The 18,206-nt window shown below is 57.8% G+C and carries 15 protein-coding genes; 9 read left to right on the top strand and 6 right to left on the bottom strand.

Features of this window, described 5'->3' with window-relative positions; translation table 11 throughout:
- The first annotated feature begins 24 nt into the window (after window positions 1-24).
- Entirely contained in the window at window positions 25-4,164 is a 4,140-nt protein-coding gene (locus ACVWZ1_RS07765; RefSeq protein ID WP_457503040.1) for a hypothetical protein, read from the top strand.
- A 27-nt stretch (window positions 4,165-4,191) separates the two neighbouring features.
- Here the strand turns inward: ACVWZ1_RS07765 and ACVWZ1_RS07760 are convergent, their stop codons facing one another.
- The 3 genes from ACVWZ1_RS07760 to ffh are packed head-to-tail and all read right to left on the bottom strand — an operon-like array spanning window position 4,192 to window position 7,233.
- A complete protein-coding gene (locus ACVWZ1_RS07760) occupies window positions 4,192-5,253 on the bottom strand; it encodes a histidinol-phosphate transaminase (protein WP_457503039.1) in 1,062 nt (353 codons plus the stop codon).
- A 48-nt stretch (window positions 5,254-5,301) separates the two neighbouring features.
- Window positions 5,302-5,760: a tRNA (cytidine(34)-2'-O)-methyltransferase gene (locus ACVWZ1_RS07755; protein WP_011431928.1), complete on the bottom strand. Its 459-nt coding sequence runs from the start codon at window positions 5,758-5,760 to the stop codon at window positions 5,302-5,304.
- A 9-nt stretch (window positions 5,761-5,769) separates the two neighbouring features.
- On the bottom strand, window positions 5,770-7,233 hold the full coding sequence (gene ffh, locus ACVWZ1_RS07750) for a signal recognition particle protein (protein WP_457503065.1): 1,464 nt from the start codon (window positions 7,231-7,233) through the stop codon (window positions 5,770-5,772).
- Between the two features lie 166 nt (window positions 7,234-7,399).
- Between ffh and ACVWZ1_RS07745 the strand changes: the two genes are divergently transcribed.
- From ACVWZ1_RS07745 to darG, 7 genes are all read left to right on the top strand, one after another.
- A complete protein-coding gene (locus tag ACVWZ1_RS07745) occupies window positions 7,400-8,848 on the top strand; it encodes a carotenoid oxygenase family protein (protein WP_457467123.1) in 1,449 nt (482 codons plus the stop codon).
- 811 nt (window positions 8,849-9,659) lie between these two features.
- Complete coding sequence (locus ACVWZ1_RS07740; RefSeq protein WP_457467124.1) at window positions 9,660-10,388, top strand: hypothetical protein; 729 nt, start codon at window positions 9,660-9,662, stop codon at window positions 10,386-10,388.
- Between the two features lie 82 nt (window positions 10,389-10,470).
- On the top strand, window positions 10,471-10,761 hold the full coding sequence (locus tag ACVWZ1_RS07735; RefSeq protein ID WP_457467125.1) for a DUF7219 family protein: 291 nt from the start codon (window positions 10,471-10,473) through the stop codon (window positions 10,759-10,761).
- A 67-nt stretch (window positions 10,762-10,828) separates the two neighbouring features.
- On the top strand, window positions 10,829-12,556 hold the full coding sequence (locus ACVWZ1_RS07730) for an ABC transporter permease (RefSeq protein ID WP_457503037.1): 1,728 nt from the start codon (window positions 10,829-10,831) through the stop codon (window positions 12,554-12,556).
- A 28-nt stretch (window positions 12,557-12,584) separates the two neighbouring features.
- On the top strand, window positions 12,585-13,958 hold the full coding sequence (locus ACVWZ1_RS07725; protein ID WP_457503036.1) for an ABC transporter ATP-binding protein: 1,374 nt from the start codon (window positions 12,585-12,587) through the stop codon (window positions 13,956-13,958).
- A 51-nt stretch (window positions 13,959-14,009) separates the two neighbouring features.
- Complete coding sequence (darT, locus tag ACVWZ1_RS07720) at window positions 14,010-14,657, top strand: type II toxin-antitoxin system toxin DNA ADP-ribosyl transferase DarT (protein ID WP_457503035.1); 648 nt, start codon at window positions 14,010-14,012, stop codon at window positions 14,655-14,657.
- Between the two features lie 12 nt (window positions 14,658-14,669).
- Entirely contained in the window at window positions 14,670-15,764 is a 1,095-nt protein-coding gene (darG, locus tag ACVWZ1_RS07715) for a type II toxin-antitoxin system antitoxin DNA ADP-ribosyl glycohydrolase DarG (protein ID WP_457503033.1), read from the top strand.
- Window positions 15,765-15,827: 63 nt separating this feature from the next.
- Here darG and ndk read toward each other — a convergent pair whose 3' ends face one another.
- From ndk to ACVWZ1_RS07700, 3 genes are all read right to left on the bottom strand, one after another.
- Window positions 15,828-16,277: a nucleoside-diphosphate kinase gene (gene ndk, locus ACVWZ1_RS07710; protein WP_011431937.1), complete on the bottom strand. Its 450-nt coding sequence runs from the start codon at window positions 16,275-16,277 to the stop codon at window positions 15,828-15,830.
- Between the two features lie 87 nt (window positions 16,278-16,364).
- Window positions 16,365-17,036 carry a HupE/UreJ family protein gene (locus ACVWZ1_RS07705; protein ID WP_457467129.1) on the bottom strand — a complete coding sequence of 224 codons (672 nt, stop codon included), beginning with the start codon at window positions 17,034-17,036 and terminating at the stop codon, window positions 16,365-16,367.
- 49 nt (window positions 17,037-17,085) lie between these two features.
- Window positions 17,086-17,598, bottom strand: a complete 513-nt coding sequence (locus tag ACVWZ1_RS07700; RefSeq protein ID WP_414522914.1) for a hypothetical protein — start codon at window positions 17,596-17,598, stop codon at window positions 17,086-17,088.
- A gap of 61 nt (window positions 17,599-17,659) precedes the next feature.
- Here ACVWZ1_RS07700 and ACVWZ1_RS07695 point away from each other — a divergent pair, with 61 nt between their 5' ends.
- A complete protein-coding gene (locus ACVWZ1_RS07695; RefSeq protein ID WP_414329999.1) occupies window positions 17,660-18,013 on the top strand; it encodes an MGMT family protein in 354 nt (117 codons plus the stop codon).
- The last annotated feature ends 193 nt before the right edge of the window (window positions 18,014-18,206 follow it).

The raw sequence follows: 18,206 nt of genomic DNA, 5'->3' as shown, positions 1-18,206 counted from the left end.
TTTCGCCAGTAGTCCGGCACTAGGATGGCTTCCAGGTATACCCGGCGGGATCCCATGTATGTATATTGCCCGGAGGAGTTTCTGGGAAGCAGAACCCAGTGCAACCTAGAAGCATTGATAGAACGGCTGGAAGAGGGGGGTCGCACCCTTTTGAGCCAGTTGTTTGACGTTCGTTACCCTTACTGGAAGCGTAATCTCCGCAACAACATTCGCTTGGTGGGGGAGCTGCGCTATGTAGGCGAGGTACCCGTTCTGGTTTTGTTTGGCCTCTGGCCGAGAGGCAGTCACGAATACCGGGAGTTCTTAGACCGACGGCGAGATCCGGATTATCAAGAACGGGTGCGGAGCTGGGTGCCCGATGACCGTTTGCAGGCGTGGCTGGCGCAGCGGCACGAACCAGGGGATCCGCCAAACCATCTCCCCCCTCTGCCCGACGAGCTGTATGAATGGACACAGTTCTTGAATGCTCCCAATCCGCAGGAGCGGCTTGTGTTGGAAAGCGGGGAATGGGTTCGGCAAGTGCAAGCCCTTTCTCTAGAACAGCGGCGCCAAGTGTATCGGGCGGTAGAGCAATTCATCATTGGCGATGAGAAAGGGAATCTCTACTGGAAACTACCACTGTTTTATCCAGAAACTGAGGTTAGGTGCTGGCGGGAAGGCTCGATACATCTGGCTATCAGCCTGGTGCAGGTATGTGAGCAGGAAAAAGTCTTATCTCCATTTTTAATTGGAGTTTACGACCACGCTCCGGAGCAGAGAGAGCGGTTTGACCTGGGGCGCCGAACTTGCCTATTTGGGAGGGGGGCCGATCAGCCGGATATTCTCCAACACCCACAATCTTTAGAGATTTGGAAGCGATATGCCCGCCGCGCCTACCCCGACTCCATGGTTGCAGATGAAAACGTCTGGCTGGAAATCCAGGAGACTACAGAGGGGAACTTAGCTTTGTCGATGGAGGAAGAAGAAATTCTCCAAAGCACCTCTATGCCTCTACTAATCAACGGGCGAGCTGGGAGCGGCAAATCTCTGATGTTGTATTACCGCTTTGCCGACTATTGCAGCCACTACCTCAAAACTTCAAAACAGAGACCTCTTGAGTACCGCCCTCTCTTTTTGACCTACAGCCCCAGTTTGGTGCAGCAAGCCCGCGACAGGGTAAGTTCAATTTTGCGCATCAGCCACCGCTATCGGGAGGAGGGGTGCAGCTTCTCCACGGAGGAAATTCAGCAATGTCAAACTTTTTTTAGCACTTTTCAGGATTACCTGCTGAACTGCCTTCCTGCCGAGCGGCAAGAACGCTACCAACCGGATCGGTATGTCAATTTTTATCGATTTCAGAGCTGGTATTGTGGTCGCCGCGATGTAGAGCTGGCTTGGCACACCATTCGCACGCTGATCAAAGGCTATGAGGTCAGTGACTATTTGGATCCCGATAGCTACCGAGAATTGCCTGAGGCCGACCGCAGTGTAGATGAAGAAGCCTTCGAGCGGATTTACGAAGAGATTTGGCCGGGTTACCGGGATCGAACCACCCACGAGGGCTACTGGGATGACCAAGATTTGGCCAGAGATGTGCTGCAGAATGGCACTCTTAATCCTATTCATCCAGTCATTTTTTGCGATGAGGTTCAGGACTTTACCCAACTTGAGCTGAATATTATTTTTTGCTTATCTCCTTGGGGAAAATACAAGTTGGATTGGGCTATTGATCGCCTGCCCTATGCCTTTGCCGGGGATCCCTTGCAAACCATTAACCCAACGGGATTTCGTTGGGCTGCTCTGAAAAAATATCTCTACGAGCATATCCGCGCCTACTTGTTGCCGAGCCATCCCTTTGAGATTGCAGGCCCGCAGGAGCTGAGAAACAACTATCGCAGCAATCCACAAGTTACTCGTTTTAGCAATGTAGTCAACCTGTGGCGGCGAGTTCTCAGCAAGAGTCGAGAAATCTATCCCCAACAGCCCTGGCGTCCCCATGAGCAGGGCATGCCGGTTCAAAGGTTTGTGCTGGATGGTCAGGAAAGAAACTTAATCGAAGATGAGCTTAGAAAAATGCTTAGTGATCTCACAGGAACAGTCTGTATCTTACCCTGTCCTGTGGGAGAGGAGCTGAACTACGTGCGTCAGGATCCCGAACTCCAGAAGATCTTTGCCGAGGAATTGAAGCAGAATCTTAAACCACCGCTCCTGCAAACTGCTACGTCTGTTAAGGGAATGGAGTTCAAAAAAGTTATCCTCTACAAGTTTGGAAACGCCTATCGACAAAACTTTAACCGAAAGCTTAATGATTACGCCCGAGGAGCTGGGGAGGCGATATCCCTGCAACTCCATTATTTTCTCAACCAATTGTATGTCGGCATTACCCGCCCCATCGAGGCCCTGGCCATTGTGGACACCTCTGCCGGTTGGCGGGAGTTCTGGGATCCAAGCTTAGAATCCAACTCTTGGCTCGATCATCCTTCTCTGCAACCGGATCGGTCGGAATGGGAGACCGACCCACCGGTATTGGGTTACCCTGTCAAAGGCATCAATATCCAGTACTGGACCAATACAAGCTTGGAAGATCTGCAGGAGGCAGCTCTTGAGCTTCTCAGGCGCGGCATCGAGGAGGGCAACCTCAAACTTCTGGAGGATGTTCAAACTCTGGCGCGGAAGGCAAAAAAACCACCTCTAGAACAGGAATGTCAGGCCTGGCTCCTCAAGCTCCAGAGGGATTACGTTTCCGCAGGGCAAAAGTTCCTGAGCCTGGAGCAGTCTGCTTTGCCCAACAAAAATCTTAAACGAGAAGCCTGGGAGTGCTTTTGGAGAGGGAAGGCCTGGTTGGAGCTGCAGCGTAACGCCGCCTACTTTGCTGGATGTCCTGGGATCCCAGACTACAGCCCCTTGGTGGACTTGATGGTGGCGACCCAAAGAACCTCTGTCAAGTCTATGGAGCGCTTCCGACAGGTGGTGCGGGTGCGAGATTGGCTGAGCGTTGAAGTCAGCCCCAAAGATAGGGACTTCGTCCCGCTTACACGAACGGATTCCACCTGGAAAGAGTGTGTACAGCAATTTTTGGCAGAGCTTGAGCAAGTTCTCAACAACTTGGGAACTTTCTGCCCCCAGGAAGAGGCCCGCAGCTGGTTTTTGCAAGAGACCCTTGAGGCTTTGAAGGGACGTCTGGCCTTTCTCGGCCAGCGGCAGCCGTTCGCGAATCAGTACTACAAGATTTGGGGTATCTGTCACTTCTATCGGCAGGAATTTGAGCGGGCGGTAGAGGTTTGGGATCAGGGGGGCCAAACGGAGCATTCCCCCTACTACCGGGCCAAGATCCACCTGGAACCCCTTCCCAGCAAGGTGAGGTGGCTATCCAAAGACCGCCAAGACTCGGTGGTGCTGGACCGATGGCAAGAGGCAGGACGTCCCCTCACAGGCGAGTGGGCAGAGTACATCGGCGACGTCGTCACCAGTCTGGAGCGCTTGAAAGACTGGCCGCTGATGCTGCGAGTCCTGATCCAACGCCGAGAGTGGGAGGAGCTCTGGAAAAAGGCGCAGGCCCATCCTCAGGCGTGGCAGCGGGGACACGATTACGAGCTGGTGGCCTGCATGGCCCGGGACACCCAGACCAACTGGGAAGAGCTGAGGCGACAATTGCCCGGCCTGCGAGATTTCCTGCACGAGGTGGTCACCAGCGTACAGATGGAGCGGGCCTGGTGGCTACAGCCCCTGGAGGTAGGCTTGGCTTGTGAGCGATTGGGCCACTACCGAGACACGCTCAGGTTTTACGAGCGCTTCACCGAAAGCAGAACCGGCAGGCTGACCAGGCAGCAACGCTCTCAAATTCGGCAGCGCTGGCTGGTGACCCACCAAAGGTATCAGGAGGTTCTCCAAGCGGAGGGGCGCCCAACAGATCGTTTGGCGGAGGAGTTTCGACAGGCTCAAGAGCGTTGGAGGGGGCAGCTGCCCCAGGCAGAACCTGAGCTGGACGAACGGGATCCCTGGGCGCTTGACTTTGTGGAGCACCCCAGCCCTGTCCAAAGTTGGCTGCTGCAGCGGGCCCAAACCGACACCCAGAGCCGACTCAGAGCGGAAATCGCCCAGGCGCTGGAGCATCTGGACGAACGACACTTGCAGCAGGTGCACAGCTTGATCCAGCGCTTTTCGCGCGCCGACCCATCCACCTAGGCTGGCTCCGAACGCAGGCCGGGAGGCCTATTGCAGGATTTGGCGCAGGCGCTCCAAGGCCCGTCGGTTCTCTTCAGGGGTGCCCACCGTCAGACGCAGCCCCCCACCCGTGTAGCGCACACCAGTCCCCAGCTCCTGCCAGGCCCGCTGCAGCTCTTGGGGATCCCAGCCGGCCACCCGGAAGTAGAGGAAGTTGGCTTGGCTGGGCCACACCCGCACCCCTGGCAGCTCCTGCAGAGCTTGATAAAGGGCTTCCCGCTCCTGACAAATTAGCGTCACGTCGGCCAAAAGCTCCTCGGCATGCTCCAAAGCCATCTGAACCGCCCACTGAGAAAGGGCCGTGAGGTTGTAGGGCAGGCGGATCCCATCCAACACTTGCATAAGCTGTGGATGACCCACAGCATAGCCCACCCGGTGGGCCGCCAGGCGAAAGGCTTTGGAGAAGGTGCGCAAGATTACCCAGTTGGGATGCTCCGCCAATTTGGGCAGGGCTGTGTGCCGGCTGAACTCAAAATAGGCCTCATCCAAAATCACCAGAATCTCTTCGGGCAGCCCTTCCACCCACTCCCACTCTGCAGCCGTCAGGCCATTCCCCGTCGGCGAGTTGGGATCCACCAGGCACACCACCCGAATCGGATGCTCCCTCAAAGCCTGTTGACATCGCTCTAGATCCAGAGCAAACGTCTCCGGGTCGCGGGGAACCCGCACCACTGGGATCCCCAGGCTCTGGGCCAGGATGGCGTACATGGAGAAGGTGGGCTCTGCCACCAAAATGCCGCCCCGCCCGCCCAGACAGGTGGCAATCAGCAGGGAGCGGATCAGCTCATCCGACCCATTGCCCAGGCTGATCTGCTCTGGCTCCGCTCCGGCATAGGCGGCGATGGCCTGCTTTAGGCCCTGGTGATGGGCATCGGGATAGCGGTTGCTGGGGATCCCCTTTTCCCAAAGGAGGGAGAGCTTCTGCTTAAAGCCCGCCGGCCAATCGAGGGGGAACTCATTGGCATCCAGCTTGTCGGCAGCCGGGGCTGGCACAGCGTCGTAGGGCTTGAGGTAGAGCAAGTCGGGGCGCAGATACTGCAGAGCACACATCTTCCTGACGGGGAGAAGTAGCTATTATATCAGGGCCAACCCGACCACTTATTCTTTTGTCAGGGATCCCTGCTGACGTAGCGCCTCAAAAAGGGCAATCGCTACGGCATTGCTGAGGTTCAGGCTGCGCACCGGCCCCCGCAGTGGGATGCGCACGCTGGGATAGGTTTCCAAGAACAGAGGATCCAACCCCCGGCTTTCGCTGCCGAACACCAACCAGTCTCCCGGCTGATAGGTTACTTCCGTATAGAGGGCTTTGCCGCGCACACTAAAACACCAGAACCGGGCCTCAGGGTGGGCCTGCACCAGAGCAGACCAAGAGGGGTAGCGATACAGTTGGACGTGCTGCCAATAGTCCAGCCCCGCCCGCTTGAGGTAGCGATCCGAAAGGCGAAACCCCAGAGGATCCACCAGATGGAGAGGCGTATCGGTGGCTGCACAGGTGCGGGCGATATTCCCCGTGTTGGCCGGGATCTCTGGGGCAACCAAAACAACGTGGAAGGGCATAATCCTATCCTACTTGCCCCCAAATCCGCGGTTGCCGCCCCCTTTTTTACCCCCACCTTTGCCCGGCTTGCGGCTGGGCTGTTGCCGAGAGGGAGAGGCCGTTGAACGTCCGCGCCAACTGGGATCCCCGCCGGGAAGAGAGGTACGCCCACCCCCCCAACCCATACCGGGAAAACCGCCACCCATGCCCATGTTGCGCATCATGTCGCGCATGCGTTGAAAATCACTGACCAGTCGGCTGACATCCTCCAGCTTGTGGCCAGATCCGCGGGCCACCCGTCGTTTGCGGCTGACGCTGCGGGCCAACAGATCCGGGTTGCGCCGCTCTTCGGGGGTCATGGAGTTGATCATGGCTTCGGCGCGGGCCAGTTGGTCTTGTCCCTTTTGCAGTTGTTCCTCGCTGATTTTGCCCATCCCTGGCATCAGTCTCAGCAGCCCTGCCAAGGATCCCATGCGTTTAATTAGGCGCATCTGCTTGAGGAAATCGGTGAAATCAAACTGGGCAGTCATCATCTTCTCCGCCATGCTGGCGGCATCTCCCAGGTCGATTTCCTCTTGGGCTTTTTCCACCAAGCTGAGGATATCCCCCATCCCCAGAATGCGGGAGGCCATGCGATCTGGGTAAAAGGGATCCAGCGCTTCCACCTTTTCGCCAACACCGATGAACTTGATGGGCTGACCGGACACTTGGCGAATGGAAAGGGCGGCCCCACCGCGGGTGTCCCCATCCAGCTTGGTGAGAATGGCCCCAGTGATGCCCAAGCGCTCGTGGAAGGCTCGGGTAAGGCTGGCCGCCTCTTGGCCGATCATGGCATCCACCACCAGCAGGATCTCGTGGGGCTGCACCGCCGCCTTGATCCGCTCCAGCTCCGCCATCATCTCCAGGTCAATCTGCAAACGACCGGCAGTGTCCAAAACCACGTAGTCGTAGCCCTGCTGCCGGGCCGTCTCCACCCCCTGCCGGGCAATCTCGACGGGATCTGCTTTGCCCAGGTCGAAAACGGGGATCTGAATTTGCTGGCCCAGCGTCTTGAGCTGGTCGATGGCCGCCGGGCGGTAGATGTCTCCGGCCACCATCAGGGACTTCTTGCCCTGCTTGCGCAAGTACAGAGCCAACTTGGCGCAGGTGGTGGTTTTCCCGGATCCCTGCAAACCGGCCATGAGGACAATGGTGGGAGGCTGCTCCGCTTGGGCGATGGGCACGTTGGCTTCCCCCATCACCTTCACCAGCTCGTCGTGGACGATCTTGATGAACTGCTGATCCGGCGTCACCCCCAGAATGACCTCGGAGCCCAGGGCAGCTTCCCGCACATCCTCGATAAACTGCTTCACCACCTGCAAATTGACATCCGCATCCAGCAGGGCTCGCCGCACCTCCCGCAGAGCTTCTTGAATGTTGGTTTCGGTGATCTTGTCCTGGCCGCGCAGCTTTCTCCAGGCCAATTCCAACTTCTCGGAGAGGGCATCAAACATGGGTACTGTGGATCCTGTCAGGCGCTTTGGGGGCATTTTCTACCATAGTCGAATCGGGGCGACTCCATCTTGGGGATCCCCACCCAGGAGACCATCCCGGCCCAGAAAAACTGGCGACTTCACAAAAGTTTAAGCAACAATAGAGGGCGTTGCATGCAGATCTTCCATGGTCAGCGTCGCTTCCCTTCCCTACAGCACCACCGACTGGCAATTGGGCTATCGCTCCCTATCCCAGGAGTACGACTATTGGATTACGGAGATCGAAGGACGGATCCCGGCAGGGTTGCGGGGAACCCTGTTTCGCAACGGCCCGGGCAAGCTGGAGGCGGGATCCCAGCGCTACGGACACCCGTTCGATGGCGACGGCATGGTCTGCGCCATCACCTTTGTGGGGGGGAAAGTTCATTTTCGCAACCGGTTTGTGCGCACCCGCGAGTTTGAAGCAGAGGAAAAAGCCGGTCGGGTGCTTTACCGAGGGGTGTTTGGCACCCAAAAGCCGGGCGGCTGGTGGAGCAACTTTCTCGACTTGCGGTTTAAAAATCCCGCCAACACCAACGTCATCTACCAGGGAGATAAGCTGCTGGCCCTGTGGGAGGCCAGTGCCCCTTACCGGCTGAACCCGGCCACCTTGGCCACCGAGGGGATCGAAACGTTTGCAGGAGGGATCTCAGCCAACCAGCCTTTTACCGCCCATCCCCGGCGGGATCCCCACACGGGAGATCTCATCGCCTTTGGGGTGCGGGCTGCCCAGAACTCCACGTTGCTGTTTTATCGTCTGGACTCGCGCGGGCGCTTGGTGGAAAAGCGGGATTACCGCCTGCCCGGTTTTGCCTTCCTGCACGATTTTGTCTGGACACCCCGCTACCGCATCTTTTTCCAAAATCCCTTGGCTTTCAACCCCCTGCCGTTTGTGTTGGGCTGGCAACCGGCGGGCACCTGTCTGACCTTGAAACCGGGGGAGCCGACCCGCATCTGGCTCTTTCCCCAGGGCGATAAGCCGCTGCAACTGGAAGCGGAGCCGGGGTTTGTTTTCCATTTTGTCAACGGCTACGAAGTCGGGGATCGGGTTGTGGTGGATGCTGTCCTCTATGAGAACTACCCTGCCCTGGAGCCGGATGCCGATTACCTGCAGATTGACTTTGCCCAGATTCCGGCGGGCAAGCTGTGGCGGTTCTATCTGGATCCCAAGGGGGGCAGCGTGAAGCGGGAACTGCTGCTGGATCGCTCGGTGGAGTTTCCGGCCATCCACCCGGCTCGAATGGGGGGATCCCACCGCTACATCTACATCGGGGCCACCCATGCTCCTGGCCCCAATGCTCCTCTGCAAGCCATCCTCAAGCTGGATACCGCCACAGGCCGCACGCAGCAGTACAGCTTTGCCCCCCGCGGCTTTGTGGGAGAACCGGTGTTCATCCCCGATCCAGAAGGTCAGGGCGAAGAGGCAGGGTGGATCGTGACGGTGGTTTTTGATGCGGCCAGCCAGCGCTCTCAAGTGGTGATCCTAGAAGCAGCCGACCTGACAGCCGGCCCGGTTGCGCGGATCCCATTGCGGCACCACATTCCCTATGGCCTACACGGCAGTTTTACTCCCCAGGTGTGGGTAACGCCTGCCTAAACGGTGAACCCCAGGAATGGCTAATGGATCCCATCGGCTCGGGAAAGATCATGCGCCCCAGCCTTTGCGGGAGCCCTGGGGATCGGTCAGTCGGATCCCGGCTGTGCAGAAACACCTCCAGTCAGCGTTGCCGGAAAAAACTACAGGTACTCTATTCGTTTCAGCTTAGGGTGAGACGCCTGGGCTACTGAGAAAAGCCTTCTGGCTCTGCACCTTCAATGTTTTGGGTGTGAGTATAATGTCCTAGTTCGAATCGAAATGACCATAAAAAAGATGAAATGGTTCTGTCTGGGGGATAAACATTCTGCGGCCTGAGAACCATTCCCTTGGAACAGTTGCTAGTATTGGCTACACGTCGGCTACAGTGTTGACAACTGCTGGCTCCCCAGTTCCCGACGAGGGCACCTGCTGGGAGTTTGTCAATGGAAGCAGGATGGAAAGACGCTGTTGGGCGTTGTTAGGCTAGTGGATGGTGTGTTGAGCAGGTCTTGGGTCAAGAGCAAAGTTATGGCCTGTTTTTGCAACGGTAAATGTCTGCCGCCGAGCATTCTGAATTGACAGCAACGGAACCGTCACAATGTCCTCCGATCTGAGACCTCCCTTTCGACCGGTACGGCCCCCCAGACCCAGCTCAACGGGTGAGGCCAAGGGATCCCTGTCATCAGCGAAAGCTCAGGATCCTGCGGCAGCTCCTGGTGCTGTTCGCGACAGCGGGACGGAGTCCTTGCAGCCTGTTGTCAGTACCACTGCTAGCTTGGAAGAAAAGAAAGAGCGAGTCTGTTTGGAACCCATCCCCCCGCCTGGGGAGAAGATGCAATACCGAGCCATCGGCCTCATCGAAGGGCGATACATCCCCTCCCCAGAGCACTTTACCCGCGGGATTTTGCGCACCTCGGATGGCTTGGATCTGAATGCCGTATTGCTGGGCCGGGTGATGAGCCTGGTACGCAAGCATCTACGGCCGGAACGCAACTATCTGTGGGTGGTTTATCCTCGCACCCGCGACAAAACCGAAGATCTGCACGTGCAGTTGCTGGGGGTGTGGGCCCCAGAAGAAATGGGGCGAACTCTCCCCGAGGGATCCCGTCCAACAGTGGTGCCGGATTGGTTTTCCATCCGGGGCGAGGTCGTTTTTCAATCGCAGGAGAAAGGGTTCATCATTGTCAAGATCCGTCAATCGGGCAAAAAAGCTTCCGCCAACTCCCCCGCTCAGCGAGTCCAGAAGGATGGAGCCGCAGCCCCCAAGCCCCAAGCCTTCAAATTGCGCCTGATTGGATCCCTGCCGGGCAAAGGGGTAGGCAATTTCTGGGATCTGCAGGTGCGCCGCCGCGGATCCCTGCTCTATGTGGAGGCGGGCACTCCCATCGGCCCAGTACTCAAAACGCCGCCGCGCCCACGCCTGAAGCGTTCCCCCCCCCAACCCAAAGCCAGGAAGAGTTCCACCCCCTCGACACGTGGGGAAGCGTCTATTCAAGAGCCGTTTTATCCTCTGCGAGATCCCACAAAAGTACCCAAGCCGGTTAAGAGAAAACGCCCATAAACTGGGCTAGTAGATCCTGCTTTAATGGAGCTTTTCATGTTGACCTTCTTGTTGTGAACCATTCTTTTACCCTGGTTAGGCCGTGGCAGAACCAACTCCTCCCAACAAACCTCCCAACAAAGATGAATTCATTTCGCCTCGCTATCCCTACTGGGGCGAAGTGAGGCCGCAGAACCTGGTTTTTGATGCCAACCTGCAGGAATTTAGCAATAAAGTGTCCTTGATTTGTAGCTTGGAAACCGGGGGCAAAATTACCCCGGAAGAAGCCTACCGGCAAATCAAGGAGCTGTGGAAACAACTCAAGCAGACCAAAAAAGCCATCTTGGACAATCCCCAGTGGAAGGAATCTCCCCCTGAGTTGCCAGAAGAGTAGCCGGCTGGATCCTGGCTAACCGCAAACGGTGTACACTGGGCGCGGATGCCGGGCTTGGTCAGGGAAGATGAGGACTTTTCCTTCGCCGGAGGCGCTTCGTCGGCTGCCAGCAGGGGCTGCGGATGGGGCCATCATTCTGGGCACGTTGGTTCTCCTGGCCTTGGTGGCGCAGGTGGGAGTGGGGGCTTTTGAGCGGTTTCAGCCTCCGGCGGTGGTGCCCCGGATCGACTTGGATCCGCGCAACCTGCCCTACTATGCGGCCCGCTCCACCTTGCGCATGTTCATTGCCTTGGCCTTTTCCACCCTTTTTACTTTGGTCTATGGCTACATTGCTGCCAAAAGCCGCTGGGCCGAGCGCATTTTGATCCCCCTGTTGGATATCTTGCAATCGGTGCCGGTGTTGGGATTTCTCTCCATTACGGTTACCGGTTTCATTGCTCTGTTTCCTGGCAGCTTGCTGGGGCTGGAGGCGGCTTCTATCTTTGCCATCTTCACCAGCCAAGTCTGGAACATGACCTTTTCCTTCTACCAATCCCTGCGCACGCTGCCTCAAGAGTTGGTGGAAGCGGCTACCTTGTATCGCCTGTCGGGGTGGCAGCGCTTTACCCAGTTGGAAGTGCCGGCGGCAATGGTGGGCCTCATCTGGAACGCCATGATGAGCTTTGGCGGAGGGTGGTTCTTTGTGGCAGCCAGCGAAGCCATCAGCGTGCTCAACCAGGAATACACGCTGCCGGGGCTGGGATCCTATGTGGAAGCCGCCATTCAAGCAGAGGATTTGCCCAAGCTGGGCTGGGCGCTCCTGACCATGGCCGGGGTGATCCTGCTGGTGGATCAGCTTTTCTGGCGGCCTTTGGTGGCTTGGTCGGATAAGTTTCGCCTGGAACAGAGCAGCGGGGCTGCTGCCCCCGAATCCTGGCTGTACGATCTGCTGACCACGGCGCGGATCCCGCGGCTGATCGGCAGTTGGCTGTCCCCCTTGGCAGAGTTGGTGGATCGGCTGTTGTCCTATCTGACTCGCCCGCACTGGGTGGATCCCCTTAGTCCTGAGGTCGAGCGACGCCGCGAGCGGCTGCTAACCCAGCTTTCCTGGGCAGCTATTGGCGGCATTGGGATTTGGATTGTTTATTTTGTGGCTACCACTGTGGGCTTTGGAGAGGTGATGCTGACCTTCGGGCTAGGGATCCTCACCCTGCTGCGGGTTAGCGTGTTGCTGGTGTTCGCCACGGTGATCTGGACTCCCATTGGGGTGGCCATTGGCTTTAATCCAAAACTGGCGAAACTGCTGCAGCCGGTGGTGCAATTTCTGGCAGCTTTTCCCGCCAATTTCCTCTTTCCTTTTGTCACGTTGTTTTTTATCCGCACCCAGATCAGCATTGAGTGGGGCAGCATTTTGCTTATGTCGCTGGGAGCACAGTGGTATATCCTTTTCAACTCCATTGCCGGTGCCCAAAGCATCCCCACGGACTTGCGAGAAATGGCCGTGGATGTGGGCTTACGAGGATGGCAGCGCTGGCGAAAGCTGATCATTCCAGGGATCTTTTCCGCCTGGGTCACCGGGGGAGTCACGGCCAGCGGCGGCGCTTGGAACGCCAGCATTGTCTCGGAGATTGTGGCCTGGGGATCCACCACCCTGACGGCTACGGGGTTGGGCACCTACATTGCCGAGGCAACGGCGGTGGGAGACTGGCCCCGCATTACCTTGGGCATTGGCATGATGAGCTTGTTTGTGGTGGGCATTAACCGTCTGTTCTGGCGACGGCTGTATCAGTTGGCGGAAGAAAAGTATCACCTTTAGTCTTTTCAGTTTCTGAGGCAATCTCTCTATGAGCTCTGCAGCTTCCCCCGTTTTAATTGAGGTTGAGAAAGTCTACAAGCGCTTTCCTTTGCCAGAGGGCAAGGGGGAGTTTACCGTTTTAAGCCAAATTGATTTGCAAGTGCGGGCAGGGGAGGTCTTGGCTCTGCTGGGCCGCAGCGGCAGTGGCAAAAGCACCCTTTTGCGCATCATGGCGGGCCTGATCCCCCCCAGCCAAGGGCGGGTGCTGAGCAACGGCCAGCCTCTACGCGGGCCTAACCCCGATGTGGCGATGGTGTTTCAAAGTTTTGCCCTTCTGCCTTGGCTGACCGTGCAAGAAAATGTGGAGCTGGGGCTGCAAGCCCGAGGGATCCCCCGCGAGATCCGCCGGCAAAAGGCCCTGAAGGCCATTGACTTGGTGGGCTTGGATGGGTTTGAGAACGCTTACCCCAAGGAGCTTTCGGGGGGGATGAAGCAGCGGGTGGGCTTTGCCCGCGCCTTTGTCCTAGAGCCCAAGGTGCTGTTTATGGATGAGCCTTTTAGCGCTTTGGACGTGCTGACGGCGGAAAACCTGCGGGGGGAAATTGATGAGCTGTGGAATGCGCAAGCCTTCCCTTCCCAAAGCATTCTCATCGTCACCCACAACATCGAAGAGGCGGTGTTTTTAGCGGATCGGGTGGTGATTCTGGGATCCAACCCAGGGCGGATCCGGGGGGAGGTGAGAATAGATCTGCCGCGGCCTCACGAGCGCACGGATCCCCGCTTTAAGTCCTTGGTGGACTACATCTACGAGATCATGACCAACCCCGAAATTGCTGTTACCGGAGAGGTGGCTCTGCCTGCGCTGGCTGGTGATAAGACCACTTCCCCCTATGCCCTGCCTCTGCCCCATGCGCGGGTGGGCGGGATCAGCGGTCTGCTGGAGTTGATCGTGGAGTGGCCGCAAGGGCGGGCGGAGATTGCCGATTTGGCCGAGCGGCTGCAACTGGCCGTGGACGATCTGCTGCCGATTTTGGATGCGGCGGTGCTGTTGGGCTTTGCCGAGGTGGCCAGCGGGGTGGTGCAACTGACCGAAATTGGCCAGGACTTTGCCAACACCACCATCCTGCGCAGCAAGGATCTCTTCCGACAACAGCTATTGGCACGGGTTCCCGTGTTCCGCAGCATCTTGCAGACTCTGGAAGAAAAAGGCAGCCGCTCCATGCGAGCGGACTTCTTCTTGGATCTTTGGGACGAACACTTCCCCCACGCTGAAGCCGAACGGCAGTTTGCCACCGCCATTGACTGGGGACGCTATGCAGAGCTGTTTGAGTACGACGCCTCGGAAGAACGTCTCTATCTGCCCGAGCCAAGCGAGAGCTCCACTCCTCGAGAGCCTGTTGGTCTTGACTCTCGTTCCGAGTGAGGCTCATCTTGCTCTGCCTTTCTCAAAGTTGCATCGTAAGGCAGAGGTATTATGCCAATTCCAGGAAGTCCCGAAATCTACCACATTACTCATGTGTGCAACTTGCAAGGGATTGTAACCACTGGTGGGCTACTCTCTGACGCGGCAATACTTCAACAAGGGGGGCCGACGCAAGCCATTGGCATGTCCAAAATCAAGCAACGTCGGATTAAGGAGCTGGAAGTTTCATGCCACCCTGGCACAAAAGTCGGCGACTATGTTCCTTTTTACTTTTGCCCCCGCTCGATCATGCTTTATGTCATCCACTGCGCAAACCATCCCGAATTGACCTATCGCGGTGGGCAGACTCCGATCGTACATCTCGAAGCAGACCTGTATCGGGTCATCGCCTGGGCTGATCACAATGGGGTTCGGTGGGCTTTCTCCCTCTCCAACGCGGGTGCACGCTACGCCGAGTTCCGCTCACAACCCGACTGTCTTGGCGAGCTGGACTGGAATGCCATCGCTGCCAGGGATTTCCGCGACCCAGATATCAAAGAGCGCAAACAAGCAGAATTTCTTGTCCACCGCTATTTCCCCCTTGATCTCGTTGAAAGGATCGGGGTGTGCCAGGCCAGCGTAAAAGACAGAGTCAACCGAGCATTGACGGGGAGTAAGTATAACCCTGCAGTTGAAGTCCATGTCGATTGGTATTTTTAGCGGAGGGAGGCCATGGCCCTTGAGTACTGTATCGGAGATATCTTGGAAGCGGATGCGGAGGCGCTGGTCAATTCCGTTAACTGCGTTGGCGCCATGGGCCGTGGCATTGCCCTGCAGTTTAAGAAGGCCTGGCCTGGGAACTTCAAGGCCTATGCCGCAGCCTGCCGGCGGGGGGAAGTCCAACCGGGCAAAATGTTCGTTTTCGAGACGGGAAAGCTGACTAATCCTCGCTATATCATCAATTTTCCCACCAAGCGCCACTGGCGGGGGAAGTCGAGGATTGAGGACATCGAGGCCGGTCTACAGTCCCTTGTGGAAGAGATCAGGCGTCTTGGCCTACATTCGGTTGCTCTGCCACCCCTGGGTTGTGGCCTCGGTGGTCTCAGTTGGCCGGATGTTCGCTCCCGCATCGAGTGGGCGCTGGCAACGCTCCCAGATGTGCGCATTCTTGTTTTTGAGCCGACTGAGGTTCAGCCTTTGCCGAAGAGCATGCGCCGTGGGCAGGTTCCTACCCTAACTCCGGGAAGGGCGGTGCTGGTGGGCCTCATGGAACGTTACACCAACGGCCTACTGGTTCCCTTCGTTTCCCTGCTCGAGCTGCACAAGCTGATGTACTTCCTGCAGGAAGCCGGGGAGCCCCTTCGCTTAAGGTTTACAAAGGGCGTTTATGGCCCCTACGCTGAGAACCTGCGGCATGTTCTTAAGGAAATCGAGGGTTACTACATCTCTGGGTACGGCTCGGGCCGTGATCGACCAGACAAGAAGCTGGAGCTGGTGCCTGGCGCCATCGAGGAGGCCCACAGCTATCTCGCCGATCAGCCAGAGACGAGAGAACGCTTTGAGCGTGTCAGCGACCTCGTGGAGGGCTTTGAGTCGCCCTATGGTCTAGAATTGCTGGCTACTGTCCACTGGATCGTGACTCGTGGGCACCCTTCTACGACGGCAGAGTTGGTGGAAAGCTTCTACGCCTGGGGAGATAGAAAACAACAATTCAGTAGCAAACAGATCCTGCTTGCCGCTCGAGTTTTGGCAGAGAAGGGGTGGTTCAAGGCACTTCCAACAGAGCCGCTTGCGGCCAGCCGAAGCCAGTTCGAAACACGGCCCTAGCGCTCTGCACTACTTCCGGTCTGGAACCTGCGAACACGACTACCCCTTGCATGCAGCAAGTACCTACTCATAAATCCAGCTTTGGGCAACCGGTGTCCAGCTCACCAATTCCGACTCATCGAACCAAAGGGCGATCTCCCGCTGCGCGGTTTCAACTCCATCGGAGCCGTGAATGAGGTTGCGGCCAATGTCGATGCCAAAATCGCCGCGAATGGTGCCCGGTTCTGCCTCCAGGGGGTTGGTCTTGCCGATGAGCTTACGGGCGGCAGCAATCACCCCTTTGCCCTGCCAGACCATAGCCACCACCGGCCCCGAGGTAATGAACTTCACCAAACTGTGGAAGAAGGGGCGCTCCTTGTGTTCGGCGTAATGGGCTTCCGCCAGCTCTTGGCTCACTTGCACCAGCTTCAGGCCCACCAATTGGTAGCCCCGGCTCTCCAGGCGCTGGATGATGGTGCCCACCAGCCCCCGCTGCACGCCGTCTGGCTTGATGGCAATAAAGGTGCGCTCCATGGGATCTCCCCTCGTTTTACAGATCTTCACCGCTATCCTTGTACCGGATCGGGGATCCCGAGCGCAAGGGAGCAAAATTAGCGCTTTTTACGCGCCCACCACTGCCAAGGTCAGGAAGGCAGCCCCCACCACTGTAATCGCCCAGCCGGCCCAGCGAGTTAAGCCAGGGATCCGCAACCCCCAGCCTTCTGCTGCCCAAAGGGCCAGGAGAGCTACCCCATACTGGACGGTGCTCAACCCCAGTAGATATCCCACCCAAGGCATGGGTTGGGCGCCGATAATGGTTTCGGCGTAGGCATAGCCATGGAATAGCCCCGCCAGGGATCCCCCTATTAGCAAGAGCCAACTTGGGATCTGCCGCGGTTGCACCAGCAGCAAGCCGAAGAGAACCACGGAAGAGGCAATGGCCAGCTCCGTCAGTCCCAGGGGATCCCAGCCGGCCAGGTGGATCCCAGTGCCCACCAGACCCGCTAGCACAAAGCCCAGCGGGATCCCGTAGCGCCAGGGCTGCCCCGCCGCAACAAAACCGATGGCCACGACGAAGGCCAGGTGATCCAAGCCAATGACAGGGTGAGCTAGCCCAGAGAGAAATCCCTCCCAGGCCGTTGCAGGCAGTTTCCCTCCCAGGGCGTGGTGGGCAAAAGCCGGCGAAAAAAACCCCGTAACTGCCAGTGCACCCCCAGCAGCGGCAAAGCTGGGGATCCCTTCCTTCCGCCACCGCCCAAGCGGCGATGGGACTTGCTGCCACAGCCAAGACATGCTTTTGGACCTCCCTGAGTTCTCTCAATAGCTGCCCAGATCTCCCAGTCTAGGGGCGCTCTCTGTACCCTTGCAGATTCTCCGGCTCAAATTGGCGCAGAATCCGAGTGGCTTCGCGGATGCGGGGCTCGCTCTCTTCTTCCACAATGAGCACATACTTGCCTGCGTCTAGGCGGTTGCGGTAAGCCAAAGCATCGCCGGAGCCACTGGACAAGCCCACTCCGCCGCCGACGAAAAAGCTGCCCATGGCCCCGCCCATCGCGCCCAATAGGCCGCCGATCAGGTGGTTGCCTATAGGTCCCGCCCAGGCAAAGGTATCCAAACCACTCAAAACGCTGAACCCCACCCCAGCCAAAAAGCCAAAGGGCACCAACCAAATGGCCAAACGCTGCATCTGACGGCGGGCGGCTCGGGCCGGATCGATCAGCCCAAACTCATCGGCGGTTTTGTAGCCTCGCCCCAGTAGGTGCAATCGCTCTAGCGGGAAGCCCGCTCGCTCCAGGGCGCTGTAGGCCGCCTCAGCGGCCATACGATCCGGCAGTACCGCGATCAAATAGCTCATGGATGCGGAGAGCCAATCAGTTCCGTACTTCATTGTCTGCCAAGTTTGAGCGAGGATCCCTGTGACCCAGTCTGGCTCCACTAGCGCTCCATCTACTAGCCTCTACCAGCGCTTTTACGAAGTGGTGCGGCGGATCCCGCCGGGCCGAGTGGCCACCTATGGGCAGGTGGCGCGGGTTGCCGGTTACCCCGGCTATGCTCGCCAGGTGGGCTATGCTTTGTTTCGCCTGCAAGGCCAAAACACCGACATCCCTTGGCACCGGGTGATCAACGCCCAGGGCTGCATTTCCTACTCCCCTTTTCGCCTGGGCTACGACGACCTGCAGAAAGCGCTGCTGCAAGCCGAAGGGATCCACTTCGACGCCGAGGGCCAGGTGGACTTGCAACAATTTGGCTGGGATCCAGGGGAAGTTTAACCTAGGCTTGACCTAACCTTAAACAGGTCATAGCGAAACCCCAATCCCAGCCTTGGTAACGTAAACTACCCGACACCCGCGCTATGCGCAGGGTGCGAGCTTTATCCCAATCCCTAGCGGCCCCAGAGGACAGCTAAGTTTCGGAATTTCAGGCGAGTTTACAGTCGCCCCAAGGAGAGAGATTACTTGAGCA

It is taken from the genome of Thermostichus sp. MS-CIW-25 (genome assembly GCF_054060015.1).
Note: the sequence above shows the minus strand (reverse complement) of the source record. Positions and strands in the feature narration are given on the sequence as shown.